The organism is Streptomyces sp. JNUCC 64, assembly GCF_054484115.1.
Genome location: NZ_CM137015.1, coordinates 2,776,188 through 2,802,365 on the forward strand (window position 1 = coordinate 2,776,188; position 26,178 = coordinate 2,802,365).

Annotated in this window: 19 protein-coding genes and 1 pseudogene; 12 read left to right on the plus strand and 8 right to left on the minus strand. The window is 73.2% G+C overall.

Features of this window, described 5'->3' with window-relative positions; translation table 11 throughout:
• Positions 1–339 precede the first annotated feature (339 nt).
• The 3 genes from ACVWNX_RS11095 to ACVWNX_RS11105 all read right to left on the minus strand — a co-directional run bounded on the left by ACVWNX_RS11095 (position 340) and on the right by ACVWNX_RS11105 (position 3,692).
• On the minus strand, positions 340–2,541 hold the full coding sequence (locus ACVWNX_RS11095) for a hypothetical protein (protein ID WP_454413739.1): 2,202 nt from the start codon (positions 2,539–2,541) through the stop codon (positions 340–342).
• A 26-nt stretch (positions 2,542–2,567) separates the two neighbouring features.
• The gene (locus ACVWNX_RS11100; protein ID WP_454413740.1) at positions 2,568–3,272 is read right to left on the minus strand and encodes an ABC transporter ATP-binding protein; all 705 of its coding nucleotides are present in this window, start codon (positions 3,270–3,272) and stop codon (positions 2,568–2,570) included.
• 75 nt (positions 3,273–3,347) lie between these two features.
• The gene (locus ACVWNX_RS11105) at positions 3,348–3,692 is read right to left on the minus strand and encodes a hypothetical protein (protein ID WP_454413741.1); all 345 of its coding nucleotides are present in this window, start codon (positions 3,690–3,692) and stop codon (positions 3,348–3,350) included.
• Positions 3,693–4,064: 372 nt separating this feature from the next.
• On the opposite strand from ACVWNX_RS11105, the gene ACVWNX_RS11110 reads away from it, so the two are divergent.
• The 4 genes from ACVWNX_RS11110 to ACVWNX_RS11125 all read left to right on the plus strand — a co-directional run bounded on the left by ACVWNX_RS11110 (position 4,065) and on the right by ACVWNX_RS11125 (position 9,014).
• Complete coding sequence (locus ACVWNX_RS11110; RefSeq protein WP_454413742.1) at positions 4,065–4,796, plus strand: HNH endonuclease; 732 nt, start codon at positions 4,065–4,067, stop codon at positions 4,794–4,796.
• 410 nt (positions 4,797–5,206) lie between these two features.
• Entirely contained in the window at positions 5,207–5,839 is a 633-nt protein-coding gene (locus ACVWNX_RS11115; protein WP_454413743.1) for a hypothetical protein, read from the plus strand.
• A 149-nt stretch (positions 5,840–5,988) separates the two neighbouring features.
• Positions 5,989–8,283, plus strand: a complete 2,295-nt coding sequence (locus ACVWNX_RS11120) for a sensor histidine kinase (RefSeq protein WP_454413744.1) — start codon at positions 5,989–5,991, stop codon at positions 8,281–8,283.
• The gene (locus ACVWNX_RS11125) at positions 8,280–9,014 is read left to right on the plus strand and encodes a response regulator (protein ID WP_454413745.1); all 735 of its coding nucleotides are present in this window, start codon (positions 8,280–8,282) and stop codon (positions 9,012–9,014) included. Before ACVWNX_RS11120 ends, ACVWNX_RS11125 begins: the two co-directional genes overlap by 4 nt.
• A 398-nt stretch (positions 9,015–9,412) precedes the next feature.
• On the opposite strand, the gene ACVWNX_RS11130 is transcribed toward ACVWNX_RS11125, so the two are convergent.
• Positions 9,413–9,883, minus strand: coding sequence for a DIP1984 family protein (locus ACVWNX_RS11130; RefSeq protein WP_454413746.1), 471 nt, complete (start codon positions 9,881–9,883; stop codon positions 9,413–9,415).
• Positions 9,884–10,457: 574 nt separating this feature from the next.
• On the opposite strand from ACVWNX_RS11130, the gene ACVWNX_RS11135 reads away from it, so the two are divergent.
• Together ACVWNX_RS11135 and ACVWNX_RS11140 are read left to right on the plus strand one after the other, a co-directional pair.
• Complete coding sequence (locus ACVWNX_RS11135; RefSeq protein WP_454413747.1) at positions 10,458–12,068, plus strand: hypothetical protein; 1,611 nt, start codon at positions 10,458–10,460, stop codon at positions 12,066–12,068.
• Positions 12,062–12,691: a hypothetical protein gene (locus tag ACVWNX_RS11140; RefSeq protein ID WP_454413748.1), complete on the plus strand. Its 630-nt coding sequence runs from the start codon at positions 12,062–12,064 to the stop codon at positions 12,689–12,691. The genes ACVWNX_RS11135 and ACVWNX_RS11140 overlap by 7 nt, the downstream gene beginning before the upstream one ends.
• A 79-nt stretch (positions 12,692–12,770) precedes the next feature.
• Here the strand turns inward: ACVWNX_RS11140 and ACVWNX_RS11145 are convergent, their stop codons facing one another.
• Positions 12,771–13,277 carry an RICIN domain-containing protein gene (locus ACVWNX_RS11145; RefSeq protein WP_454413749.1) on the minus strand — a complete coding sequence of 169 codons (507 nt, stop codon included), beginning with the start codon at positions 13,275–13,277 and terminating at the stop codon, positions 12,771–12,773.
• 219 nt (positions 13,278–13,496) lie between these two features.
• Positions 13,497–13,913: a hypothetical protein gene (locus ACVWNX_RS11150; protein ID WP_454413750.1), complete on the minus strand. Its 417-nt coding sequence runs from the start codon at positions 13,911–13,913 to the stop codon at positions 13,497–13,499.
• A gap of 190 nt (positions 13,914–14,103) precedes the next feature.
• Between ACVWNX_RS11150 and ACVWNX_RS11155 the strand changes: the two genes are divergently transcribed.
• Both ACVWNX_RS11155 and ACVWNX_RS11160 read left to right on the plus strand, forming a co-directional pair.
• Positions 14,104–14,919, plus strand: coding sequence for a HEAT repeat domain-containing protein (locus ACVWNX_RS11155; RefSeq protein WP_454413751.1), 816 nt, complete (start codon positions 14,104–14,106; stop codon positions 14,917–14,919).
• A gap of 7 nt (positions 14,920–14,926) precedes the next feature.
• Positions 14,927–15,928: a HEAT repeat domain-containing protein gene (locus tag ACVWNX_RS11160; protein ID WP_454413752.1), complete on the plus strand. Its 1,002-nt coding sequence runs from the start codon at positions 14,927–14,929 to the stop codon at positions 15,926–15,928.
• A gap of 223 nt (positions 15,929–16,151) precedes the next feature.
• On the opposite strand, the gene ACVWNX_RS11165 is transcribed toward ACVWNX_RS11160, so the two are convergent.
• Positions 16,152–16,757, minus strand: coding sequence for a TlpA family protein disulfide reductase (locus ACVWNX_RS11165; protein WP_454413753.1), 606 nt, complete (start codon positions 16,755–16,757; stop codon positions 16,152–16,154).
• 288 nt (positions 16,758–17,045) lie between these two features.
• On the opposite strand from ACVWNX_RS11165, the gene ACVWNX_RS11170 reads away from it, so the two are divergent.
• Positions 17,046–17,342: a hypothetical protein gene (locus ACVWNX_RS11170; RefSeq protein WP_454413754.1), complete on the plus strand. Its 297-nt coding sequence runs from the start codon at positions 17,046–17,048 to the stop codon at positions 17,340–17,342.
• A gap of 76 nt (positions 17,343–17,418) precedes the next feature.
• On the opposite strand, the gene ACVWNX_RS11175 is transcribed toward ACVWNX_RS11170, so the two are convergent.
• A complete protein-coding gene (locus tag ACVWNX_RS11175; protein WP_454413755.1) occupies positions 17,419–18,069 on the minus strand; it encodes an alpha-ketoglutarate-dependent dioxygenase AlkB in 651 nt (216 codons plus the stop codon).
• A gap of 191 nt (positions 18,070–18,260) precedes the next feature.
• On the opposite strand from ACVWNX_RS11175, the gene ACVWNX_RS11180 reads away from it, so the two are divergent.
• The 3 genes and pseudogenes from ACVWNX_RS11180 to ACVWNX_RS11190 all read left to right on the plus strand — a co-directional run.
• On the plus strand, positions 18,261–19,472 hold the full coding sequence (locus ACVWNX_RS11180) for a pyridoxal phosphate-dependent aminotransferase (protein WP_454413756.1): 1,212 nt from the start codon (positions 18,261–18,263) through the stop codon (positions 19,470–19,472).
• A gap of 122 nt (positions 19,473–19,594) precedes the next feature.
• The gene (locus ACVWNX_RS11185) at positions 19,595–24,757 is read left to right on the plus strand and encodes a SpaA isopeptide-forming pilin-related protein (protein WP_454413757.1); all 5,163 of its coding nucleotides are present in this window, start codon (positions 19,595–19,597) and stop codon (positions 24,755–24,757) included.
• Between the two features lie 700 nt (positions 24,758–25,457).
• Positions 25,458–26,045, plus strand: a pseudogene (locus tag ACVWNX_RS11190) (L,D-transpeptidase family protein); the annotation flags it as partial.
• Positions 26,046–26,178: the final 133 nt, after the last annotated feature.

Sequence of the window (26,178 nt, forward strand, 5' to 3'; positions counted from 1 at the left end):
CTCACTCTGGGGACGGTCGCGGAACCCCGTGCGTCGAAGTCCGACCCGGGGTCGCGACCAACTCGCCCCGCAGCGCGCCGGACAGTCCGGAACGGCCGAGGGGAAGAGGGGTTTGAGGGGCGCCGGGTTCCCTCCGGACGGCGGACGTTCCCGGGCGCGGTGCGCGGTGAACCATCTTGCCGGGAAGGGGGGTTCGCCGGACCGGGGCAAGGCGGAGGACGGCGCGGAGACAACGCCACCACACACCGCCAAGCGCACTGCCTGAGGTCCGGACCTCTCTGCTTGGAGAGGTCCGGACCTCAGGTCAGCGCACGACATCTGGCAGCTCGTGATGCTCCGTCACTCAGCGGTAGGGCGCCAGCACCCTGCCTCACGCAGAGCAACCCGGACGGCCCATCCAGTCATCACTGTGGCGATGACTCCGACGATCGCGACACTGCTCACCACGAGGGTGGCGGGGAGACCGTTGGCGTGGATCGGGGCTCCGAGCATCGGGACGGTGAGAAGCACCGCTACGGCCGCTCCGAGCACCAAGGCGATGCCGAACGCTCCGGAGAACACCAGGAGCGTCGTCCATATGAACGGCCTACGAGATCCGGTAATCACAGCAATAGGAGCCAGCGAACGGGCGAAGCGGAGGAATTCCCCCATATTCGCCAAGCAGGTCGCGAAGGCGAGGACGGCGATCGTTCCCAAGGCGAAGAGGGGCAGCCACCAGGCGCGCGCTTGATAGGTGGTGAGGGACGCGGTCCACTCCGTACCGGGAAGCGATGCAGTCCACCCAGGCAGCAACTCCTCGTTCGCGAGCTGCTTCACCCTGGCTTCACTCAGACGTTCCCCTTCTGGAGCGACCACCTCCAGCGAGGTCAGATTCTCGACGGTGTCGAGCGTTCCGGCGCGCACGACAAAGGATCCGTCTCCCGCCATGTCGAGGTCGCGAAAGAGGGTCCGCCCTCGTTCCGACGTCGCACCCTCCACGTCGGTCCGGGCCCCAGCGGAACCCTTCGGAGCGGGGAACCCAGCCTGCCTCAGATCACCGGGACTTCCCACGATCCGGGAACCACCCGGCTGGCCTGGAACGTCGCCACCGCGGTACACACCCAAGACGGCCACGCCCCTTGGAAGGGCCTCAACGAATGAGCCCAATCGCTCGACTGAGTTGCGGTCGACTCCTTGGAGCCGTACGACGGAGGACGCGAGTACCTGCTGCGTCCGCTGCGCCGACCGGTCGGATTCCACAAGCCGGTTGTTCCAGGTGTACAACTGAGCCGAAATGCCCATGAGCAGGACCACACTGGCGACGACCCGGGCCACACCTCCGGGACTGGCCGAGATCCAGCGGCCCGCGAGCAACGGGGCGGGCTGACCGGAGTGCCGCCCCCACCAAGCCAGCGCCTGACCGAAGCGACTGGTGAGCGTCGCCAGAGCGGCGGGCAGCAGAACCAGGGCAGTCATGGCACCGATGGTGTACGGCAACAGGAACAGGAGTTCGTTATCCCGCGCACCCATGAGGGTGGGGCCGAAGAACGCGAACGCGATGGCCAGCGGGCACAACCACGTGGCGCTGCGCAGCAGCGCACGCCCTTGCCGTCGGCGGGGTCGCGTACCGCCCGGACCAGCCGCTCTCGGCTGGAGGAAGACAGCGGCGGCTACGACGCACAACATGGCAAATCCGACAGCTCCGAAGAGCGGCCCGAGGTACGGCTCCAGGTATTCGGCCGTCATCACGTAGTCGACTTTGGGCAGCGACCAACTGTTCCCCTGGTAAAGCCAGATGACGAGGGTGGCGAGCGCCCCTCCCACGAGTGCGGGCGGACCGGCCTCGCCCACGTCGATCAACAGCCGATGTCGCTGCCCTGTCCCCATGGCGTGGAGTACGGCACGACGCCGGTCGCGGGTCGCGGAGCCGGTGCGTGCGGCGATGGCCGTCAGCGCGACGGCGGGGGCGAGCCAGGTCACGGTGATGAGGATGTGGAAGCCCCTCGCCGGTTGGGTGTTGAGGGGTTCACCAAAGACGGGACCGGTCGGATCCCCCCAGCCGGAGACATAGGAGCCCTCGGTCAGAGGCTTGGCAGGACGCGCGTAGACCAGAGGTTCGGCGGTGCTGGCCAGCCCTTCAGGATGGATGCGGTTGTCGACCGTGCCGAAGCGGGTGAGGATTCCTTCATCCTTGCCTTCGAACTCGGCACCGATGGACACCGCCGAGTGCCCTGGCGCAGGCCATCGACTCAGACCAGGCGGTGGTGCGGCGTCCCTCGTCAACGGCTGGATGTAGACGACCGTGTACTGCTTGCCGCCGATGGTGTCGAAGGTCTCCAGCCAGCGGGCGATCGCCTCGTCCTTCCGCTTATCGGGAAGGACGTGCGGACTACGCGCGGCATGCGCGCTCGTCCTGCCGTCATAGGTGGCGGCAACCACGACGAAGGCAGCGAAGGAGAGGGACAGCGCGAACGTGGCCACGCACAGGGCGACCAGTCGCAGCCGTCCGCTCTCCGCGCCATTGGCAGCACTGCGGCCGATACGCAGCAGCGCTGCGGTCAAGCCCAACGGTGTAGCTTTCCGCCTGCTCATACGGCCGCCCCCGCTCCCAGAGACAGCAGCTTGCCCTGTCGCAATTCCAGGTGCTCGTCGGCGCGATCCGCGACGGTCTGGTCGTGTGTCACCACGAGCAGACCGCAGTTCCACCGCTTCGGCAGGGAGAACAGCAGCGCGCCGACACTGTCGCGGTTGTCAGCGTCAAGCGCGCCGGTCGGCTCGTCAGCCAGTAGCAAGGCAGGGCGGTTGATCAGGGCGCGCGCGACGGCCGCGCGCTGCCGCTCGCCACCGGACAAGTCCGCGGTTGCCGCGCCGTGCGTCGGCACACCGAGTTCTTCCAGCAATTCCTCAGCCCGGTCGAACGCGTCCGCCCGCTTTCTGCCCGCCAAGAGCGCGGCCAACGCGACGTTCTCCACCGGCGTCAGCTCAGGAAGCAACTCGGCGAACTGGAAGACCATGCCGATGGTGTCGCGTCGATGCTTGGCCACCCGCCCCGCCCGTAAGCGAGTGATGTCCTGGCCCGCGATGACGATACGGCCGCTCTTGGGCCGCGTCAGACCAAGCAGACACATCAGCAACGTGGACTTCCCACTGCCGGACGGCCCTGTCACGGCGACGGACCGCCCGGAGGCCACACTGAGGGTGACGCCGTCTAGAAGCGTGCGACCAGGCACCTCGTAGCGGAGGCCTGTGGCAGACAAGGCCGATTGCTCGTTGGGGACGGAAGGGGGCGCCATGTGGTTCCTTTTCAAGGACGGCTACAGTGGTCGCCGCCGAAGGGGACTTCGGCGGCGACCACTTGTCGTTGAGGATCAGTAGTGCCACGAACCGTAGCGGTCTTCGCCAGCAATCATCTGCTCACGGATCCGTATCTTCTGGATCGTGCTACCGCCGCCACTGCCGCTGCACGTATGCACACCCGTTTTGACCCAGATGGTACGCAGGGTGCCGGAGCTGGCGGCACGGTAGTACTCAACCGCCACAGAATGGTTGTCCGCCGAGCCGTCGCACACCTCCACCTCGCTGCGGCTGTACCAGGTCCTGGCCGAGCCAGCCCCGTCCAGTTCCGCGAAAATTTCAGCGGCAGAGGCAGGCACAGCGATGGCAAGCGCACTCGTACCCAGCAGGGCAGCAGTAACTAACGACTTTACGCGCATTGGGAGTTCCCCCTCGTGAAGGACTGCAGGACGGGATCGAAGCTAACAGGCACTTCGATCAAGATCCATGAATTGCAGTGAACATGTCACTAAGGACTAACTCTTTGCTCATGCACATCTTGCCTGGTGATCGTTGACTGCTTTTCGATGGCGGTTCGGGTGTGCCAAGCGAAAGGCAGACCGGCGTAGCGCGGGGGCTCGGCGGACATCTTCTGCCACTGCGTCACAGGCTGATGGCTCGGTACGGTTTACAGACTTCTAGGGCACTCACGCCCAAGCAGTAGGCGTACGGCTGATCGTCGTCGCACTCATCCGGGTGGACTGGACGTGGCCCTGACCCGTGACGCGCCCGGCGCGCGCTACCCAGGGAGCATGACGACGCACACCCCCCGCGCCCACGCGCGGCGTTCGCGCCGCACCGCCCGCGCCACCCGCACCCCCCTCCCCCGTTCCCTGGCCCTGGCGCTCGCCCCCGTCCTGCTGTCGGTGGTGGCGCTCCCGGCGCCGCCCGCGCACGCGGCGACCGTGCTCCAGTTGGAGGACGCGCTGTCCACGCTGGCCACCGCCGACGAGGACCGCACCGGCCACACCGAGGAGTCGTTCGCGCACTGGAACGCGGGCACGGACGCCGGGGACGGCTGCGACACCCGCCGGGAGGTGCTGATCGCGGAGGCCGTGGAGGCCCCCGAAGTGGGGCCGGGGTGCGCGCTCACCGGCGGCCGGTGGACCTCGTACTACGACGGCCAGACGGTGAACGGGACGGGGGCGCTGACCGTCGACCACGTGGTACCGCTGGCGGAGGCGTGGGGTTCGGGCGCCTCCGCGTGGACGGCGGCCCGCCGCGAGGCGTACGCCAACGACCAGGGCGCCCCGGCGACCCTGACGGTGGCGACGACCCGCGCGGTCCGCGAGAAGGCGGACCAGGACGTGGCCGACTGGCTCCCGCTGGCGGGCGACGACTACTGCCGCTACATCGGCGAGTGGGTCTCCACCAAGCACCGCTGGTCGCTGAGCGTCGACAAGGACGAGTTGGAGACGTTGAAGCTGTTCGCGGACAACGCGTGCGAACAGACCGTGGTGATCTACACCCCGGCGCCCGTCTGAGCCCTGCCCGACGGGTCCCGTCATCACAGCGCCACCGCCTCATCGCGTCACCGCCTTGTCGGCGCCGCGTCGGCATCTCGTCCGCGCGCTCGGCGCGGGGCGGCACGGCTCAGCGCGGGGCGGGGTGGTCTCCCGGACGGGAGCCGGGCGGACGGCCTCCGACCCGGTGCGGTCCAGCGCGGTCCGACGCGGGCCGCCGCGGTCCGGCGTCGCGGTCCGGCGTCGCGGTCGTCCTCGTCACGTACGTCGTGAGAAGGACCGCTCCGCCGGCGGGCTCAGCCGCGCGGCGGAAGGGGTCACGACCGGTGACCGACGTGCGCGGAGCGGGTGTTGAGCAGGATCGGTGGTGGCGGAGCGGAGGTCATCCCGCTCCGGCGCTTCGGCCCCACCACCCCGAACGGAGTTCCACCATGCCCAGGTTCACGCTGTCCGACCGCACCGTCGCGTTCCTCGCGGCGACCGCCGTGATGGCGACCACCGCGGGGGTCGCCTCCGCGTCGGAGGCACCCGCGTCGGGTCCCGGCGGGACCGCGCGGGTCTCCGCCGCCCCGTCCGGCGCCCTCGCCTCCAGCCTCAAGGGCTGGGGCCGCATGGACTATCCCGACGCCGGTCACGACATCCGGGTCACCGTCGACGCGCACGCCACCTTCAAGGGCGTGGGCTGGGCCCGGCCCGACAAGGCCTGGGGCACCTTCCGCGTCTACCACCGGATGCCGGCCGCCGGGAGCGAACCCGAGAAGGTCAACTGGGGCGACTTCAAGGTCGACTGCCTGACCACCGGCGGCCCCACCGCCACCGTGACCGGACGCCTCGTGCGCACCGGGGGGAACGTCGACGCCTGGGACGACTACCTGAAGCGGCGCGTCCGCATGGGGGTCAGCTTCTACGTGGGAGAAGGCAAGGGGGACGGTCCCAGCCGCATCGGGCTCTCCGGAGGCACCGGGAAGGGCGAGCCGCCGCTGAGCAGATGCATGGCCCCGGCCGCCGACGCCAAGGTCGTCAAGGGCGGTTACGACCTCACGGACAGGGTTCCGGCCGGGTAGGGACCCGTTACGTGGAAGCGGCCGGGGCCACGGAGCGTACGTCTCCCCCGACGGGGAACGCCTCACCGCGCCCCGCTGAGCCGGGACCCGCCCGGAATCACCGGGGCAACCCTTGGCCAGGAACGGGTCGGCCCTGGGAGGCTGGAGGGATGAGGGGACGCGGGGCGGCCGTTCGGCGGGCGACGGGGAACGGTACGGAGGGCGGCGCCGGGAACGGCCCGGGAAGCGGCACCGGCGACGGCGCGGAGGGCGACGGCGAGCCCGGCACGGAAGGCAACGCGGAGTCCGGCCCGGAAGGCGACGGCGAGCCCGGCGCGGAAGGCAACGCGGAGTCCGGCACCGGCGACGGCGGGCGCGACGGGGAACCCGGCCCGGGGCACGGCGCGGGACGGAGCCCGGGACGCGGTACGGGGAGCCGTACGGGGCACGGCGCGGGACGCGGTACGGGCAGCCGGGGCACCGCCGCGACCGTGCTGGCGCTGTCGTGGGGCCCGGCGCTGACGACACTGGCCCTGATGGCGTCGACGGAGATCCCGCACCACCACGACGAGTGGTACACCGTCGCCGACGTCATGGACGCCCTGGTCTACGGGCTGACCGCGGCGGTGGTCCTGCGGCGCGGGAACCATCCGGTGGCCTGGCTGGTCGCCCTGCACGCCGTCGGCGGCGGCGTCGCGGCGCTGACGGCCCGGCTCGTCCCGCTCCTCGGCGACCCGGACTCCCCGCCGCCCTGGGCCGTCCTCCACGGCACCGCGTGGATCCCGGGCACCTTCGCCCTCGTCCTGATCGTGCCGTACCTGCTGTCCGCACGGCCGTTGGGACGTCCCGCCAAGGCGGCGGTGGCGGCGGGGACCGCCACGATCGTGGTGGCGCTGACACTGCGGCTGACCACCCCGTGGCCCTGGCCGGACGGCGAGCCGATCGCGCCGTTCGCGATCCGCCACGAGGACTGGCCGCGCCTCTGCGAACTCCTCCAGCGCTGGGTCCTGGGCGCGGTCGCCGTGCTGGGCCTGGTCGCGGCGGCCCACGCCGGGTACCGGCGGCTGCGGGACCCGTCCGCGCGGGGACTGGGCTGGCTGGCCGTCGGCTGTGCGCTGGTCGCGTCGACGTTCGTGCCGCTCACCGTCGTCCGGCAGGAGAGCGGCTGGGTGACGGAGGTCCTCATCCCGCTCACCCATCTGGCGTCGCAGGCGTTCTTCCCGGCGGCCGTCATGGTCGTGGTGCTGGGACAACAGCTGTGGGACATCGGGCTGACGGTCCGCCGGACCCTGGTCGGGGCGCTGCTGACGGGGATGCTCGTGGCCACCCACTTCGGGACCGTCGCGCTGCTCGGACTCGCGCTGCCGGGCGGCGACGACGTGCTGACCGGGGTGCTGGCGACGGCGGCCGTCGCGGCCTGCTTCCAGCCGTTGCGCGGCTGGCTCCAGCGGCGGGTGGACCGGCTGGTCCACGGCGAGGGGGCGGGCCCGGCGCTCAGCAGGGTGCAGGGCCATCTGAGCAGCGCGGCCACCCCGGAGGAGGTCCTGACCGGGATGGCGGAGAGCGTGGCTGCCTCCTTCCGCCTCAGTTCGGTGCGGATGCTGGACGCGGACGGGGAGCCGCTGGCGCGCGCCGGGACGACGGCCCCCGGCCCCGGCACCGAACCGGTCCGGCTCCCCCTGGTCGCCGGACGGCGGGCCGTGGGCACCCTGGTGGTGGCGTCCCGCCCCGGCGAACGCCTCGACCGGAGGTCCCGCACCGCGCTGGGCGAGGTGGCGCCGGTGGTCGCGAGCGCCGTCCGGCTCGCGGAGGTCACCCGGGAACTGCGGGAGTCCCGGGGCAGGCTGGCCGTCGCCCGCGACGACGAGCGGCGCGCCCTCCGCCGTGAACTGCACGACCGTCTCGGCCCCGCGCTCGCGGGCATCGGGCTGGGGCTGGCCGCCGTCGCCGCGCGCCGCGCGGAGGGGGACCCGGACCGTCCGCTGCTGACCCGGCTCCACCACGAACTGGACCTGTGCGTCGAGGACGTCCGGGTCCTGGCGCGCGGACTGGTGCCGCCCGTCCTCGCCGAACTGGGGCTCGTCGGGGCGCTCCGGGAACTGGTGATGCGCTACGAGGCCGACGGGCTGACGGTCAGCGTGCGCGACCGGAGCACGGCGACGGTGCCCGTCCGGACCGCCGGAACGGTGTACGCGATCGTGGCGGAGGCGATCCGCAACGTGGCCCGGCACTCGGGGGCCCGCACCTGTGTGGCGGAACTCCACGGTGACGACGTCCTCACCGTGGTGATCGAGGACGACGGCCTCGGCATGCCGCCCGACGGCCGCCCCGGGGTCGGCACCCAGTCGATGCGGGAGCGCGCCGAGGAGGCGGGCGGCACCGTGGAGTGGCGTCCCGGCCCGTCCGGCCGGGGCACCAGGCTCGTCCTGCGCGTCCCCGTCGGACGGGAGGCGGCCACCCGATGACGACGGGAACGGCGGAGGAGGCTGACACGACGGGGGCGGCGACGCGGGTGGTGGTCGTCGACGACCACCCGGTGTTCCGGATGGGACTGTCCGTCCTCCTCGGCACGCTGCCGGGCGTGACGGTGGTCGCGGAGGCGGAGTCGGCGGACACGGCCGTGGCGGAGGTGACGGCGCGCGGTCCCGATCTCGCCGTGGTCGACCTCCACCTGGGCGAGGGCACCCCGTCGGGCGTCGACGCGATCCGGGCGATCCTGCGGGTCCGGCCGGAGACCGCCGTCCTCGTGCTGACCATGCTGGACGACGACGACTCGGTGTTCGCGGCGATGCGGGCGGGCGCCCGGGGCTATCTGCTGAAGGGGGCGGGGCCCGAGCAGATCGAACGGGCGGTCCGGGCCGTGGCGGGCGGCGAGGTCATCCTCGGTCCCGCCGTGGCCTCCCGGGCGATGGCGTACCTCACCGGAGCGCACTCCCCCGGCGCGGCGCCCGTGCCGCTGCCCGAACTGACCGGCCGGGAGCGGGAGGTGCTGGACCTGGTCGCCCGGGGACTGGACAACCCCGCCGTCTCCCGACGGCTCGCCCTCAGCCCCAAGACGGTCCGCAACCACGTCTCCAACATCCTCGCCAAGCTCCACACGGCCACCCGGGCGGAGGCCATCGTCCGCGCCCGCGAGGCGGGACTGGGCAAAAGCGGCTCCGGCGGGCCGCCGGACGGAACGGGCAACGGGCACTGAGCCCGTGACCTGGGCGTCCGGCGGCACTACGTCCGCACGGGACCCGGGCGACGCGCGGGCCGACGGTCAGGCATCGGCCCGGTGGTCCGGACCCCCGCCCACCCGGGCCGTCTCCGGCCGGACCGGACCCGGCCGCGCCGAAGACCGTCCTTGTGGTGCCATGACGTGGAGAGCCCCGAACCCGCCCTCACGGCATCGGATCTGCACATGGTGATGTGCCGTGCGATGTGCACCTTCACCTGTACACGGTGCTGGGCTGCGCTGTTCTCCGGGGAATCGAACCCCCGCGTCGCCCCTCACGCGCCAGGAGTGGGCTGGAAGACCGCCAGCCCTCGGGGTGTGCACGCCTCCGAAGCCGCTACCCGCTCCACGTCGTCCCGTCCAGGCCCGTGGGAGCCTCAGTCCATCAGGTCCGCTTCCCAGTTCGCGCGCTGGATCCGTACGTCGACCTCGCGGATCTCCCGGGCGAGGTCGTCCGCCCGGCCCCGGAGTTCCGCCACGGGAAGCGCGGACAGCATCCTCAGCTCGGAGCGGAGCTGTCGGCCGTACCCCCGCTCGCCCTTGCCCGCCGCCGCGTCCGCCGCCGCGGTGACCACGGAGTGGCGCAGCCGCAGGACGTCCCGGCGCGCGAGGGCGTCGGTGAGCGTGCCGTCCGGCCCCAACCGCACCGTGGCGTTGGTCCGGTTGATCCGCCGGATCAACGTCTCCAGGGCGTCCAGCACTTCATCGGCCTCGGTCAGCAGCCGCGCCGCGTCCTCGGCCGGGGCCTCCCCCTCCTGATACCGCGCACTGCTCACGACGCGCGCCCGCAGTTGTTCCACGCGACGCGACGCCTCCGCGCGCTCCGCCAACGCCTCGGCGAGCTTCATCTCCTCCGCCTCCTCTCCTCGGATCGCCCGAGCCTACGGTCGACGAGCGGCCCGTGAACACCGAATTCCCGGCCGCCGCTCCGGCCTCGACCACCCTCGGCGAGCGGAGGCGGCCGAAGGACGGCCGACGACGGGAGCCGTCCGTGGCGGGGAGTCGTCCGGCGGTCGGGGAGCGGCGGGGAGCGAGTCACCCCGTCCGCACCGCCGTTCGACCAGGGGCCATGGGACAGGGCAGTGGCGATCACGTAGGAGGGGCGGGGCGACGTCGACGACGCGGTGCCCGACGCGCCGCGTGGCGAGGGGTCGGACATCCGGTCGGACGGGACGGGCTGGTCCACGAGACCGCGGTGGCACAGCCTCCGCCGAGCCCGCGCCCGGACGGCGCCCGCTGACCGTCCCGTGACCCGGAGCCCTCCCGGCCCGGCGGGGACAGTCCGTCGGGCGTGAGGGGCCGTCACGGGCTCGGGGCCGCTGTCAGTGGGGCGTGTCACGATCGTGGCACGGTGGCCGTGGAGGCGGCCGGGCCGCAGGGGGCGTCCGGGCGACCGGGGCGGCCGGATCGGAAGGGGCGGGCATGACGGTCGACGGCAGCGGGCACCGGACGGTCGGGGTCGGTGGCGGCGGAGAGCGGACGGCTGTGGTCGACGGCGTCGGGGAACGGGCGGTCGCGGTCGACGACGTGGGGGAACGGGTCGCCGAGGCGTGGCGGCCCGGGACGCCGCCGGAGCGGTTGCGGGAGCTGGCGGAGCCGGATGCCCGGATCGCCAGGATCGTCGCCTCCCGGATCGCTCTGCCGCCGGATCTGGCCGAGGAGTTGGCCGGGTGGGCGGCGGACCGGGGGGAGGCGTGGTGGGGGGTGACGCGCGCGCTGGCGGCCCAGCCCGCCGCCTCCGCCGCCCGGCTGGCCGGGTACGCGACGCACCCCGACGCCTCGGTGCGCCGGGTGGCGGCGGTGCACCGGGACACCCCGCGCGGGGCGCTGGAGGAGCTGGCCGGGGACGGCGCGACGGCGGTCCGCCGCGCCCTGGCGGGCCGCGAGGAGCTGCCCGACGGCCTCGTGACGCGGCTGGCGGGCGACGCGGCGGGGGACGTCCGGCTGACCGTGGCCCGCAGGACGGACGCGGACCCGGCGGTGCTGCGGTCGCTGGCGGCCGACGAGGACCCGAGGGTCAGACGGGTGGTGGCCGCCCTCGGGCACGGGGGCGGCGCCGAGTTCGACGACGAGGACCCCGTGGTGCGGCGGAACGCGGTGCGGCGGGCCGGTCCGGAGGTGATCGCGCCCCTGGTGGCCGCCCTCGCCCGCGACCTGGACCCGGGGGTGCGCGCGCTGGCGGCCGAGGAGTGCCGCAACCGGGACCCGCTCGCCCTCTCGGTGTTCGCCGCCGACCGGCACCCCGGGGTCCGGCGGCGCGCGGCGGCCAACCGGTTCACCCCGGTGCTGTCGCTGACCGCGCTGGCGGACGACGAGGACCCGGAGGTGCGGGAGGCCCTCGTCCACAACACCAGTGCCCCGCCCGAGGCGCTGGTCCGGCTGGCGGACGGTCTGCTGGCGAGGTGGCACCCCGACGACCCCGACACCGGCGGGTTCGGCCTCGGCAGGCGCCCGCTGGTGTTCGCCCTGCTGGACCACCCGGCGACCCCGCCCGGGACGCTGCGCCGTCTGTACGAGCGCGGGCCGTCCGGCTTCCATCAGGGCAACGCCGTCAGCGGGCCCAACTGGCCGCCGGAGCTGATGGCCCGCTTCGCGCTCGACCACTGCGCGGGCCTGCTCGACAGCGAGGAGGAGCGCGCCAGCCACACCGCGATCGACCGCGCCCTGGGCACGGCACGGGTGGAGGAGGTGCTGACCGCGATGGTCCACAGCCCCGTCTACTGGCTGCGGGGCGCGGTCGCCAACCGTCACGTACCGCCCGGGGTGCTCGCCGACTGCGCCGCGGAGGTGGACCGGGGCGAGCGCACCGACCACGTCGAGGGCCTGGCGGCCAACCCCGCCCTGCCGCCCGCGGTCCAGGTCCGCTGGGCCCGTGCGGGCATCCGGCTGTACAACCTGCTGAGCAACCCCGGGTTGTGCGAGGGCGCGCTCCGGGCGGTGGCGGACGGTCCCGACCCGTACTGGGCCGAGGAGGCCCGGCTGACCCTGGAGGTCCGGGAGCACCGGACCGGAACGGAGGAGGTCCCGTGCTGACCCTGTCCACCTGGCGGGCCCGGTTCGATCCGCTGTCCGACGCCCCGGCCGTCGCCCGGCGGACCGGCGGACAGATCGCCGGGTACCTCACCCGGGACTACGGCTGGTACCGCCACGAGGGCGATCTGGTCCTGCCGGAGGACACCGATCTGGACGTCCCGCTGGTCGTGGACGGCGACCTGGTGGTGCACGGCTTCCTCGACGACTGGATCTCCGGTACGGGGATGCTGGTCGTGCTCGGCGACCTGGTGGTGCGGAACCTGGTGTCCTGGGGTTCCGTCCACGTCACCGGGGACCTGCGGGCCCACGGCATCGTCCACTCCGTCTACAACGACCACGTCTTCGAGGTCGGTGGCGCCGTGCACGCGCGGGCGCTGGTGCTGAGCGACAAGAGCGCCGACTACCGCGCCGGGGAGGTGGAGGCCGAGATCGACTCCTACTACCCGACGCGGGCGCAGTTGCGGGCGGCACGCGGAATCCTGGTGCCGCAGGTGTACGACGGCTGGCGCCGCCGGGCAGCGGAGGGCAGACCGCCGAAGCTGCGCCGCCCCTCCTACGACCGCGTCCGGTCCCGGCTGCACCGGGGCAAGCCGCTGTTCCGGGAGGAACCGGCGGCGGGGTAGACGGACGGCGCCGCGCGCCCGCCGGGCCCGTCCGGGCGGGAGACGTCCCCGCCCGGACGGCACCGTGCCGGGTCGCGGGCTACGTCCACTTCTGATCGCTGGAGTTGTTGCAGGTCCACTGGATCACTCCGGCTCCGGGCGCGGTGCTCGACCCCACGCCGATGCACTTGCCGGAGTAGACGTTGCGGAGCCGGTCCGCGCTGTCCAGCCACCACTTCTCGTCGGTGGCGCCGTTACAGGTGTACTGGATGGCCGCGGCCCCGTTGGCGAGACTGGACCCCACGCCCATGCACTTCTGCGAGTGGTCGTTCTTCAGGTAGTAGGCCCGGTTGCCGTTGTTGTCCAGGGTCTCGTGGAAGTACCACAGCTCGTCGGCGGCGTTGTTGCAGTTCCACTGGATCACGGGGGCTCCGTTGCCGGTCTGGCTGCCCACCCCCGCGCACAGTCCGCTGTAGCCGTTGTGGAGCCTGAACGGGCCGATGACGGCTGACGCGTCCGCGTTCGCGGCCGGGGCGGTGGCCAGCGTCGTGGCGATCATGACGGCCCCCGCCAGTGCGGCGGCGCTCGTGATCCCTCGGATCCTCATGTGCACTCCCCATCTCGTCGAGCTGGAACGATGCGGGAGCGACGCTATAGCGATCATCAGACGGGCGGGACGGCCCTGGACGCGGAACGGCCGGAAGCGGGCCCGCGGCCACCGGACCCGGGACGCCGACGGGCCGGAGGACCTCCCCGGTCCTCCGGCCCGTCCGTCGGTAAACGGTCCTCGTCGCCCGCTGTGCGCGGGGCGGCGCGAAAGGGTCCGTCAGTTGCCGATCCCGGCGGTGCCGATGCCCGTGTTCCCGATGCCCGCGCTGCCCAGACCGGTGTTCCCGGCGCCCGCGTTGCCGACGCCGCCGTTGGCGATCCCGGCGTCCCCGACGCCCCAGTTGGCGATCCCGGCGCTGCCCACCCCGTAGTTCTCGATGCCCGCGTTGCCGATCCCCCAGTTGGCGATCCCCGCGGTGCCCACGCCCCAGTTGGCGATCCCCGAGTTCCCGATGCCGGAGTTGCCGATGCCCGAGTCACCGATCCCGGCGTTCTCGATGCCCGCGCTGCCGACACCGGAGTTGCCGATGCCCGAGCTGCCGACACCACCGGCACCGGCCGTCGCGGCTCCGCCGAGGGTCAGGGCCGCGGCGGCACCCGCCACGACGGTGAAGCGGAGTAGACCTGCGCGCATTGCGTACCTCCTGTGTGCGGTGCGATTGCCAGACATCCGTAACATCCGATTCGCCGGTATCCCGGCATATGCGCACGGGGTGGCCGTGTCGGCACCGGCTGGAGTACACCCGATCGGGCCCGGTCCGCCCGTGGAGAGCGCTTGACCTTGACACGGTGACAAGGTTTTCACTGGGTCTGGAGGTGATCCCATGGTCACGACGGAACGACCCCCGTCCCCGGAGACGGCCACGGCCACGGCCACGGACGGGTACGAGAACGGCAGGGCCGCGGACATGAGCGCGAGCACGGGCCTCGGGACGAGCACCGCCCCGGGCGGAACCGCGGCCCCGGACCCGGCCGCCACCCCGGACACGAACACGAACACGGCGCGGGCGCTGCGCGCGCTGGCGGACGGCCGGGCGTCGGTACGGCTGCGGGCGGCGCTCGCGGTCGGCACCGTCCCCGGTCCCCGGTACGTCGGCCCGCTCGTCGAGCGGTGCGCGGTGGAGCCCGAGTTCGAGGTCCGCGAGATGCTGACCTGGGCGCTCACCCGCCACCCGGCGGCGCTCACCGTCCCGGGACTGGTCCGGGAGCTGCGTTCGGAAACGCCCCAGGCCCGGAGCCAGGCGCTGCACACCCTGTCCAAGATCGGGGACCGGACGGCCTGGCCCGCGATCACCCGGGCGCATCTCACCGACCCGGACGACGAGGTGGCGCGCGCCGCCTGGCGGGCGGCGGTGGCGCTGGTGCCCGACGGGCAGGGCCCCGGACTGGCCGCCGTGCTCACCGGCCAGCTGGGGCGGGGCGGGCTGGAGACCCGGCTCAGTCTCAGCCGGGCGCTGATCGCCCTCGGCCCGGCGGCCGGTCCCGCGCTGGACGCGGCGGCGACGGCCCCGGACCCGGAGGCCCGCGCGCACGCGCTCGCCACGGAGCGGCTGGCGCGCGACCCGGACGCCGGGTTCGCGTTCGCGCTGGAGGAGGCCAAGCGCGTCGTGGCGCTCGGCGGCTCCGGCCCGGCGGGGTGAGCGGCTCGTGCTGATCGGCGAGGTGGCGCGACGGTCCGGGGTGAGCGCCCGGATGCTCCGGCACTACGAGTCGCTGGGACTGGTGCGGCCCGCCGAGCGCACCGGCGGCGGCTACCGGGAGTACTCCGACGCGGACATCGAACGGGTCTTCCACATCGAGAGCCTGCGGTCGCTGGGGCTGTCGCTGGGGGACGTGGGACGGGCGCTCGACGACCCCGGCTTCGCGCCCTCGAAGCTGATCGAGGACCTCGTCCGCCGCACCCGGGAGCGCATCGCGGACGAGACCGAGCTGCTCGCCCGGCTCCAGCGGATCGGCGCGGCGGAGCCCGGCGACTGGACGGACGTCCTCGGCGTCGTGGAACTGCTCCAGGTACTGGGCTCGGCCAGCGCGGGCAGACGTCAGAGCGCCGCCCTGGCAGCCGCCGGGGCGGAGCCGGTGCCGGTGGGAACACTGGTCCAGTCGGTGCTGGAGGAGTCGGACCCGCATGTGGCCGGGGCCCTGCGCTGGACGCTGGCCCGCTCCGGCCGGGCGGCGCTGGCCCCCCTGGCGAAGGGCCTCGACTCCCCCTCGGCCGGGGTGCGCGAGCGCGCCGTGCGGACCATCGCCGAGCTGCCGGACGAGACGGCGACCGCCGTGCTCCGCGAGGCGCTCGGCCACTCCGACGGGACCGTCCGGCGGCACGCGGCACTGGCCCTCGGGGCGCGGGGGGTGGCCGAGGCGGTGCCGACGCTGGTCGACATGGTGGCCGGGGAGGGCCAGGACGTGGAGGCCGCCGAGGCGCTGGGCGCGCTGGCCGGTGCCCCCGGACTGGCCGACCGGATCGTCACGGAACTCGTCGGGCGGCTCGGTTCCCCGGCCGGGGAGCCGTCCGCGCGCCGTCGGCTGGCCGAGGCCCTCGCGGACGTCCCCGGTCCGGCGGCCACCCGCGCCCTCGCGGAGCTGGCCCGGGACGGGGACCGCGCCGTGCGGCTCACCGCGACGTACGTGCTCGGTCTCCGGGAGGACTGACCTCACCTCCGGGAGGGCCGACCACCCACCCGGGCACGGGTGGGACCGGTCTGACCAGCCGGTCCCACCCGGAGCCCGTACCCACCCGGAGCCCATGCCCAGCCGGAACGAACGGGCCGCCGGTACCAACGGACCGCCGGTACCAACGGACCGCCGGTACCAACGGACCGGCGGTGCCAACGGACCGGCGAAGCGACGGAACCCGCGGGCGGTACGCGCGGGCTCAGCCCTCCGCGAGGACCGGGGCGATCATCCGCCGCAGATACCGTTCGTCGACCTCGCCGATCCTGCTGGCGGCGATCCGTCCCTTCCGGTCGAGGACGAGGGTCGAGGGGATGCCCTGGGGGTGCAGATACCCCTTGGGGAAGCTGAGCAGGAGCTTGCCGATGGGGTCGTGGAGGCTCGGGTAGCCGACCTCGAAGTCCTCCTCGAACCGCCGCGCGGGCCCCTTGCCGTGGTCGCGGGTGTTGAGGCCGACGAACGCCACGCCCTCGGCGCGGGTGTCCTTCGCGACCTCGGCGAGGTCCGGGGCCTCGGCGCGGCACGGCGCGCACCAGGAGGCCCACACATTGAGGACGACGACCTTGCCCCGGTAGTCGGGGCCACCGAGGTCGATCCGGCCCCCCGTCACCGCCTCGCCCGTGAGCCGGGGCGCGCGCGGGCGGTCGTCGGGGGCCAGGGTCGCGGCGCCCGCGCCCCCGGTCGCGGGCGGGTTCTGCGACCCGCTCCCGGCCGTGCAGGAGGACAGGGCGAGAACGGTCGCGAGGACGGTCACGAGCGGGCCAACCGCCTTGCGCGCGGGGCGGATCGCGTATCCGGGGGAAGCCATGACGGGAGTCTGGCACGGCGTGCGCCAGGGGCTTCCACCGCCCTCCGGGCGCCCCTGACCACCTGTGCGAGACGTCCCCCACAGGGGTTGATCATCCGGGCATATCCCTCGCCCGCCCCGCCCCCGCGTGACCCCTGATCCCGCCGGACGGATACGCCGGATGGACCGGGGCACGGCACCGACGGCACGGCACGGCACGACGCGGTGCTCCGGCGGACACGGACACGACGGCACGACGGCACGACGGCACGACGACACGACGACACGACGAAGGCAGGCGAACAGCGCATGAGCGAGCACCACGGCGACGGGCCCGGAACCGGTCACGGAGAGCACGGGGCTCCGGGCGGGACCCCGGCCCGCCCCCGGAACCGGACCAGGACCAGGCTGACGCTGACCCTGCTGGGCGCCACCGCCCTGGCGACGGGGATCCCCTCCGGCTCGGCGGCGGCCGACGAGACCCACACCGACTCGCACAACGGGCACCGGATCACCGTGATCTCCATCGGTCAGATCGACGACCCGATGGAGGACGTACTGGAGCACGCCTCGATCCTCGGCGGCGACACCTCCACCGTCGGCTGATCCACCACCGGCCGACGTCCCGTCCGGGCCACCCCCGAGCGTCCCCGACCGCCCCCGACCGCCCCGCGGCGTCCCGTCAGCGCACCCCCCGCGTCCGGAACTGGACGCTGATCCGGGGCCCGGCGCCCCGCGCGGTCTTGGGGACGGCGTGCTCCCAGGTCCGCTGGCAGGAACCGCCCATGACGATCAGGTCCCCGTGGCCGAGGGCGTACCGGGCGGCGACGGGGCCGCCGCCCCGGGGCCGCAGCAGCAGGTCGCGGGGGGCGCCGACGGAGACGATGGCGACCATGGTGTCCTCCCGGGCGCCGCGCCCGGAGCGGTCCCCGTGCCAGGCGACGCTGTCCCGCCCGTCCCGGTAGTAGCAGAGCCCGGCGGTGGCGAAGGGTTCGCCGAGTTCGGGCAGGTAGTGGGCGGTGAGCGCGTCCCGGGCGGTCTCCAGCGCGGGGTGCGGCAGCGGACGGCCCGCCCCGTAGTGGCAGAGCAGCCGGGGCACGTCCACCGTCCGCTCGTACATCTCGCGCCGTTCGGCGCGCCAGGGCACCTCCCGCGCCAGCCGTTCGAACAGGGCGTCGGCGCCGCGCAGCCAGCCCGGGAGGACGTCCACCCAGGCCCCCGCGCCGAGGACCACCCGCCGCAGCCCGTCCGGCGGGCCGACGCACGGCCCCGCCGCCCCGGCGGCGGCCGGGTCGTCGAAGAGGGAGCCCTGCAGGGGCGGCAACCGGTCCATGCGGTCCACCCTAGAACACTTATCGAACAAACGAACGATTCAAGGGGTCCCAGGCCCGCCCGTCCCTGCCCGTCCCCGCCCGGAACGCCACCGGAAACCCCACCGGGACCCCACCCGGAACCCCGCCCACCTCCCCCACGTGCCGTAAAACACAACCCCGCCCGCCCCGTCGGCGCCGTAGGGTGACCCGCATGCAGGTGATTCAGTCGACCAAGCTGGCCAACGTCTGTTACGAGATCCGGGGACCGGTTCTCGAAGAGGCCATGCGGCTGGAGGCGGCGGGCCACCGCATCCTCAAGCTGAACACCGGCAACCCGGCGGCCTTCGGCTTCGACTGCCCGCCGGAGATCCTGGAGGACATCCTCCGCAACCTGGGCGACGCCCACGGCTACGGGGACGCCAAGGGCCTCCTCGCCGCGCGGCGCGCGGTCGTCATGCACAACCAGACCCTCGGCATCGAGACCGACGTGGAGCACGTCTTCGTCGGCAACGGGGTGTCCGAGCTGATCGTGATGGCGATGCAGGCCCTCCTCGACGACGGTGACGAGGTCCTCGTCCCCGCCCCGGACTACCCGCTGTGGACGGCCGCCGTGTCCCTGTCGGGCGGCACCGCCGTGCACTACCGCTGCGACGAGCAGTCCGACTGGATGCCGGACCTCGCCGACATCGAACGCAAGGTCAGCGACCGCACCAAGGCGATCGTGATCATCAACCCGAACAACCCGACCGGCGCGGTCTACGACGACGAGGTGCTGCGCCAGCTCACCGACCTCGCCCGCCGCCACAACCTGCTGGTCTGCTCGGACGAGATCTACGACAAGATCCTCTACGACGGCGCCACCCACACCCCGACCGCCGCCATCGCCCCCGACCTGCTGACGCTCACCTTCAACGGGATGTCCAAGGCGTACCGGGTCGCCGGGTACCGGGTCGGCTGGATGGCGCTCTCCGGGCCCCGCGCCCACGCCGACTCGTACATCGAGGGGCTGACGATCCTCGCCAACATGCGGCTGTGCGCCAACATGCCCGGTCAGCACGGGGTGGCCGCCGCGCTCAGCGGCCGTCAGACCATCGACGACCTGGTGCTGCCCGGCGGACGGCTCAAGGAGCAGCGGGACACCGCCTACGAACTGCTCACCCGGATCCCCGGGGTGACCTGCGTGAAGCCCAAGGGCGCCCTGTACCTGTTCCCCCGGCTGGACCCCCAGGTCTACAAGATCAAGGACGACCGGCGGATGGTGCTGGACCTGCTCCGCGCCGAGAAGATCATGGTGGTGCAGGGCACCGGCTTCAACTGGCCCGAACCCGATCACTTCCGGGTGGTCACCCTGCCCACGGTCGCCCAGCTGACCGAGGCCGTGACCCGGATCGGCACCTTCCTGGACGGCTACTCCCAGCACTGACCGGCGCCGTTCCGAGCCGTTCCGCCACCAGGACCGCGACCGGGTGATTCCCCGTACGGCAATCGGACCGGTCGGAGTGTCGCCGTGCTCAGGCCCCCACGCGCGCGTGCGACAACGGCGGCATGAGACCACTCCTTCCCCGGTCACCGGGGCGCGCCGCCGAACGGCCGCGCCCCGGCACCGCACGGTCCGGGCGCCGCAGACGCGCCTGGACCCTGGCCACCGCCTACGCGCTGGCCGCCGCGTCCGCCCCGCTGATCGCCTTCGGCACGGGCGCCGCCCCGGCCGTGGCGGCGCCGCTGCCCGGGGGCCTCGGCCCCTGTGTACCCGGCGACTGCCCCGACCCCTACCCGCCGATCAGCAACGGTCCCATCCAGGGCCGCGACAACGGCATCAACATCTTCGCGGGCGGCGACTTCCGCGTCCGTGAGCGCGCCGCCGAGGCCGAGGGCCGGGTCGTCGTCCTCGGGGACTTCTCCCAGGACAAGGCCACGGGCTTCAGCTCGATCTACAACATCGGCATCGTCGGCGTGGGCTCCCGGGTCCCGCCGCCCGACGGCGCCGACTTCCTCACCACGGGCGGCGACGTCTCCGTGGCGACCGGGGAGTCCCTCCTCGCCGACGGCGGAGTGGTCCGCCACGCGGGCACCGCCACCGGCACCATCACCGGCACGGTCGTCCAGGACCCGAACGCCGCCGCCCCCTACGCGGGGCTGCGCGACGAGCTGACCACCGCGAGCCAGTGTTACGCGCGCGACGCGCAGGGCACCCGGCCCGCGACCGGCACCGCCGAGAACCAGGGCGGCCAGACGGTCTTCACCGGTGACAACACCTCCGCGCTGCAGGTCTTCAACGTCGACTTCAACCTGACGACGGGCAGCGGCGGACAGCAGGGCCTGGTCTTCCAGAACATCCCCGCGAACGCGACCGTGCTGGTCAACATCCTCGGCGCGAACCGCACCCTCAGCACCTACAGCGGCAGCCTCACCGAGGACGACCCGCTGAACCAGCTGCGGCCACGGCTGCTGTGGAACTTCCCGGACGCCACCACGGTGAACCTGGCCGGTACCGGTCAGTTCCAGGGCAGCGTCCTCATCGGCAACCAGGCGTCGGAGACCACGGTCACCCTGCCGGGGACGAACGGCCGTTTCTTCAGCACCGGCTCCATCACCCACACCAGCACGGCGACCGGTGGCGGCGGGCAGGAGTTCCACGCCTACCCGTTCAACGCGACCAACCTCCCCGACTGCTCCGTCGCGCCCACCCAGGGCCCGGTGCAGGTCGTCAAGCGGGACGCCGACACCCAGGCCCCGCTGGCGGGGGCCGAGTTCGAACTCTGGCAGGAGACCAACGGCCAGGCCGGCCTCCAGACCACCGGGGCCGACCCCGACGACCAGGTCGGCACGACCTGCGTGACCGACGCGAACGGCGAGTGCAACCGCACGGTCGACCTCGGCACGTACTACTGGCGGGAGGTACAGGCTCCGCCGGGCTACGACCTCCCGGCCGACCCGGTCTTCGGACCGCTGACGCTGACCTCCGCCGACCTCCCGGACGGCGTGACGATCACCGCCCTGGACGAGCGCACCCCGGTCACCGGCGCGGTCACCGTCCTCAAGCGGGACTCGGTCACCCAGGCCCCGCTGGCGGGCGCGCAGTTCCAGCTGTGGGAGGAGACCAACGGCGTTCCCGGTCTCCAGACCACCGGAGCCGACCCGGACACCCAGATCGGCGGCAGCTGCACGACCGGGGCGAACGGCCAGTGCAGCCGCACGGTCGAGACCGGCACCTACTACTGGCGCGAGACGGCTGCCCCGCCCGGGTACGACCTTCCGGCCAACCCGGTCTTCGGTCCGCTGGTCCTCACCGAGCAGAACGCCCCGACCGGGGTGACCGTCACCGCCGACAACACCGAGACGGCTCCCGTCACCGGTGAGGTCACGGTCGTCAAGCAGGACGCCGAGACCCAGGCCCCGCTGGCGGGCGCCGAGTTCCAGCTGTGGCAGGAGACCAACGGCGTGCCGGGTCTCCAGACCACCGGCGGCGACCCCGACACCCAGGTCGGCGCCTCCTGCACCACCGGGGCGAACGGCGAGTGCAGCCGCACGGTCGAGACCGGCACCTACTACTGGCGCGAGACGGCTGCCCCGCCCGGGTACGACCTCCCGGCCAACCCGGTCTTCGGACCGCTCGTCCTCACCGACGAGAACGCCCCCACCGGGGTGACCGTCACCGCGAACAACAACCCGACGGCTCCGATCACCGGCGCGGTCACCGTCCTCAAGCAGGACGCGGGCACCCAGGCGCCGCTGGCGGGCGCGGTGTTCCAGCTGTGGGAGGAGAGCAACGGGATCCCCGGCCTCCAGACCACCGGAGCCACCCCCGACACCCAGATCGGCGGCAACTGCACCACCCCGGCCAACGGCCAGTGCTCCCGGACCGTGGAGCTGGGCACCTACTACTGGCGCGAGACGGCTGCCCCGCCCGGGTACGACCTCCCGGCCGACCCGGTCTTCGGACCGCTCGTCCTGACGGCGGCCAACGCCGGAACGGGCGTCAGCGTCACCGCCGACAACAGCGAGACCGAGCCGGTCACCGGTGACGTCACCGTCGTCAAGCAGGACGCGGTCAGCGGGGACCCGCTCGCCGGAGCCGTCTTCCAGCTCTGGCAGGAGACCAACGGCGCGCCCGGTCTGCAGACCACCGGCGGACTGCCCGACACCCAGGTCGGCGCCTCCTGCACCACCGGTGCCGACGGCGAGTGCAGCCGCACGGTCGAGCCGGGCACCTACTACTGGTACGAGACCCAGGCCCCGCCCGGGTACGAGTTGCCGTCCAACCCGGTGTTCGGTCCGCTGAGCCTGACCGAGGAGAACGCGGAGCAGGGCGTCAGCGTCACCGCGGACAACAGCGAGACCGAGCCGGTCACCGGCCAGGTCACGGTCGTCAAGCAGGACGCGGAGACCGGCGCCAACCTCGCCGGAGCCGTCTTCCAGCTGTGGGAGGAGACCAACGGCGTTCCCGGTCTCCAGACCACCGGTGCCACCCCCGACACCCAGCTCGGCGGCACCTGCACCACCCCGGCCAACGGCCAGTGCAGCCGCACGGTCGAACCGGGCACCTACTACTGGCGCGAGACCCAGGCACCGGCGGGCTACGACCTCCCGGCGAACCCGGTCTTCGGTCCGCTGACCCTCACCGAGGAGAACGCGGAGCAGGGCGTCAGCGTCACCGCCGAGAACACCGAGACGGCAGCCGTCACCGGTGAGGTCAGCGTCGTCAAGCAGGACGCGACCACCGGGGACCCGCTCGCCGGAGCCGTGTTCGAGCTGTGGGAGGAGACCAACGGCCAGGCCGGTCTGCAGACCACCGGCGGGGTGCCCGACACCCAGATCGGCGCCACCTGCGTCACCCCGGCCAACGGCCGGTGCGTCCGGGTCGAGGAGACCGGCACCTACTACTGGCGCGAGACCCAGGCCCCGCCCGGCTACGACCTCCCGGCCAACCCGGTCTTCGGTCCGCTCCACCTGACCGAGGAGAACGCGGCGCAGGGCGTCACCGTGACCGCGAACAACACCGAGACGGCACCGGTCACCGGTGAGGTCACGGTCGTGAAGAAGGACGCGGCCACCGGCGCCAACCTGGCCGGAGCCGTCTTCCAGCTGTGGGAGGAGACCAACGGGATCCCCGGCCTCCAGACCACCGGAGCCGACCCCGACACCCAGCTCGGCGCCTCCTGCACCACCGGCGCCGACGGCCAGTGCAGCCGCACGGTCGAGACCGGTACGTACTACTGGCGCGAGACCCAGGCACCGGCGGGTTACGACCTCCCGGCCAACCCGGTGTTCGGTCCGCTCGTCCTCACCGCGCAGAACGCGGGCCAGGGCGTGACGGTCACCGCCAACAACACCGAGACGGCACCGGTCACCGGTGAGGTCACGGTCGTCAAGCGGGACGCGCAGACGGACGCCACCCTGGCCGGGGCGGTGTTCGAGCTGTGGGAGGAGACCAACGGCGTTCCCGGTCTCCAGACCACCGGCGGCGACCCCGACACCCAGCTCGGCGCCTCCTGCACCACCGGTGCGAACGGCGAGTGCAGCCGCACGGTCGAGCCGGGCACCTACTACTGGCGCGAGACGGCGGCCCCGGCGGGTTACGACCTACCGGCCGACCCGGTCTTCGGACCGCTCGTCCTCACCGAGGAGAACGCGGAGCAGGGCGTCAGCGTCGACGCCGACAACACCGAGACGGCACCCGTCACCGGTGAGGTCACCGTGGTGAAGAAGGACGCGGAGACCGGCGCCAACCTCGCCGGAGCCGTGTTCGAGCTGTGGGAGGAGACCAACGGCGTTCCCGGTCTCCAGACCACCGGCGGCGACCCCGACACCCAGGTCGGCGCCTCCTGCACGACCGGGGCCGACGGCGAGTGCAGCCGCACGGTCGAGACCGGTACGTACTACTGGCGCGAGACCCAGGCCCCGGCTGGCTACGAACTCCCGGCCAACCCGGTCTTCGGTCCGCTCCAGCTGACCGAGGAGAACGCCCAGCAGGGCGTCAGCGTCGACGCCGAGAACGCCGAGACGGAGCCGGTCACCGGTCAGGTCACGGTCGTCAAGCAGGACGCGGCCACCGGCGCCAACCTGGCCGGAGCCGTCTTCCAGCTCTGGGAGGAGACCAACGGGATCCCCGGCCTCCAGACCACCGGAGCCGACCCCGACACCCAGCTCGGCGGCACCTGCACCACCGGCGCCGACGGCCAGTGCAGCCGCACGGTCGAGCCGGGCAGCTACTACTGGCGCGAGACCCAGGCGCCCGACGGATACGAGCTTCCGGCCAACCCGGTGTTCGGTCCGCTGGTCCTCACCGAGGAGAACGCCCAGCAGGGCGTGAGCGTCGACGCCGAGAACACGGCGACCCCGGCCGAGGAGAGCGTCATCAAGGTCGTCAAGACCGACGCGAAGCACGGCCGCCCGCTCGCCGGGGCCGTGTTCGAGCTGTGGAGCGAGTCCAACGGCGTCCCGGGTCTGCAGACCCAGGCGTCCGGTCCGACCCCCGCGGACACCCGCGAGGGCACTGGCTGCTCCACCGACAGCGCCGGACTGTGCGTCTTCGACGAGCTGCCGCTCGGGACGTACTACGTGCGGGAGACCGCCGTGCCCGAGGGCTACGTCCTCCCGGACAACCCGGTCCGGGGCCCGATCGAGATCACCGAGGAGAACGCCGGTGAGACCGTGACGGTCAACGTCGCCAACAAGCGCGAGGAGCCCGGCAAGGGCAACAAGTGACACCCCACCTCCGCTGAACCGGCCGGGGCCGGGGACCGCCACCGCGGTCCCCGGCCCCGGGCCTTTTCCCCCGTCCTTCCTCCCGGCCCGGCCGTCGGAGGGCGGTCACCGTTTCGGCCCAATCCCCGGGCGGTCGGCGGGGGCGGCTGGTAGCTGTGGGGGAACCCCCACCGGACGGAGGTACTCCATGACCACTGCCGACGGCGGCATACCCCCGGAGCGCGGACGGCACGGACGGCGCCCACAGCACGGACCGGCCGGAGCGGCGGGCCACGGGCGGCCCTGGGAGGCCGGACGGCTCCGGCGCGTTCCCCCTCTCCCGCCGCCGACCGCCTCCGGGCCCCCGGCCTCCGGCCCCCCCGCGGTCCCCGCACCGACCGCGACCGGCGACCGACCGCGCCGACGGCGCACGCCGCGCCGACCGGCCCGGACGGGCGGACGGGTGCTCGCGGGGATCTGGCTGCTGGCGCTGGGCGCGACCCTGGCACCAGGCGCGCCCCCCGCGCACGCCGCCCCGGACGACCGCCCCCCGGCCCGTTCCGGGGAACCCGCCCGGGAATCCGTACGGGAGCCGGCTCAGGAACCCGCCCGGGAATCCGTCCGGGAACGCCCTCGTGAATCCGTACGGGAGCCGGCTCGGAACACCCGCGCCGGTGACGGCACCCGCACCGGCACCACCGGGGAGGAGGAGGGGGACGAGTGCCTGGCCGACACCGGGCCCTACCAGCGGGAGATGGAGGAGTACCTGGGGCGGCCGGTGGACGGCACGCAGTCGCCGGAGGACTGCGCGGCGATCCGCGCGTTCCAGGAGTCGGAGGCGATCAGTCCCGCCGACGGGTACGCCAACCTGGTCACCTATCGGGTGATGACCGCCGTACGGGCCCGCGACAACCCCAACGCGGACGGGAAGTGCCCCTACCGCTCGTACCTGCTGACCTGCGTGGACCTGGACCGGCAACTGCTGTGGGTGCAGCGCGGCGACGAGGTGGTCTTCGACCCGGTGCCGGTGCGCACCGGACGCGACGGCGAGGAGACCCGGACCGGCTGGCACCTCATCTACTGGCGCAGCAAGGACCACGTCTCCACCCTCTACGACACCCCGATGCCGTACGCGCAGTTCTTCGACGGGGGCCAGGCGCTGCACGGGCGGCCGGACGACCTGTTCGACGGGGGCGGGTCGGCGGGCTGCGTGAACCTGCGGCTGGGGGACGCGGCCCAGCTGTGGGAGCTGCTGGACATCGACGACGCGCTGTACATCTGGGGGGTGAAGCCGGGCACCGCCGACTGAGCCCGGGGGGCTCGTGCCCCGGCGTGCGCCTCCTCGCGAAGGCGCACGCCGACCGCGCGTTCGAAGCTATTACGCGACTCCGCTTAGTTTTAGACTGATTCCAAGCTAGGATGGGTTCGTCACAGCACAGGAG

Excerpts from the sequence above, each read along its gene's own strand:
- ACVWNX_RS11100 (WP_454413740.1), bottom strand. The coding sequence starts at position 3,272 with ATGGCGCCCCCTTCCGTCCCCAACGAGCAATCGGCCTTGTCTGCCACA.
- ACVWNX_RS11105 (WP_454413741.1), bottom strand. The coding sequence starts at position 3,692 with ATGCGCGTAAAGTCGTTAGTTACTGCTGCCCTGCTGGGTACGAGTGCG.
- ACVWNX_RS11110 (WP_454413742.1), top strand. The coding sequence starts at position 4,065 with ATGACGACGCACACCCCCCGCGCCCACGCGCGGCGTTCGCGCCGCACC.
- ACVWNX_RS11115 (WP_454413743.1), top strand. The coding sequence starts at position 5,207 with ATGCCCAGGTTCACGCTGTCCGACCGCACCGTCGCGTTCCTCGCGGCG.
- ACVWNX_RS11120 (WP_454413744.1), top strand. The coding sequence starts at position 5,989 with ATGAGGGGACGCGGGGCGGCCGTTCGGCGGGCGACGGGGAACGGTACG.
- ACVWNX_RS11125 (WP_454413745.1), top strand. The coding sequence starts at position 8,280 with ATGACGACGGGAACGGCGGAGGAGGCTGACACGACGGGGGCGGCGACG.
- ACVWNX_RS11130 (WP_454413746.1), bottom strand. The coding sequence starts at position 9,883 with ATGAAGCTCGCCGAGGCGTTGGCGGAGCGCGCGGAGGCGTCGCGTCGC.
- ACVWNX_RS11135 (WP_454413747.1), top strand. The coding sequence starts at position 10,458 with ATGACGGTCGACGGCAGCGGGCACCGGACGGTCGGGGTCGGTGGCGGC.
- ACVWNX_RS11145 (WP_454413749.1), bottom strand. The coding sequence starts at position 13,277 with ATGAGGATCCGAGGGATCACGAGCGCCGCCGCACTGGCGGGGGCCGTC.
- ACVWNX_RS11150 (WP_454413750.1), bottom strand. The coding sequence starts at position 13,913 with ATGCGCGCAGGTCTACTCCGCTTCACCGTCGTGGCGGGTGCCGCCGCG.
- ACVWNX_RS11155 (WP_454413751.1), top strand. The coding sequence starts at position 14,104 with ATGGTCACGACGGAACGACCCCCGTCCCCGGAGACGGCCACGGCCACG.
- ACVWNX_RS11165 (WP_454413753.1), bottom strand. The coding sequence starts at position 16,757 with ATGGCTTCCCCCGGATACGCGATCCGCCCCGCGCGCAAGGCGGTTGGC.
- ACVWNX_RS11170 (WP_454413754.1), top strand. The coding sequence starts at position 17,046 with ATGAGCGAGCACCACGGCGACGGGCCCGGAACCGGTCACGGAGAGCAC.
- ACVWNX_RS11175 (WP_454413755.1), bottom strand. The coding sequence starts at position 18,069 with ATGGACCGGTTGCCGCCCCTGCAGGGCTCCCTCTTCGACGACCCGGCC.
- ACVWNX_RS11180 (WP_454413756.1), top strand. The coding sequence starts at position 18,261 with ATGCAGGTGATTCAGTCGACCAAGCTGGCCAACGTCTGTTACGAGATC.
- ACVWNX_RS11185 (WP_454413757.1), top strand. The coding sequence starts at position 19,595 with ATGAGACCACTCCTTCCCCGGTCACCGGGGCGCGCCGCCGAACGGCCG.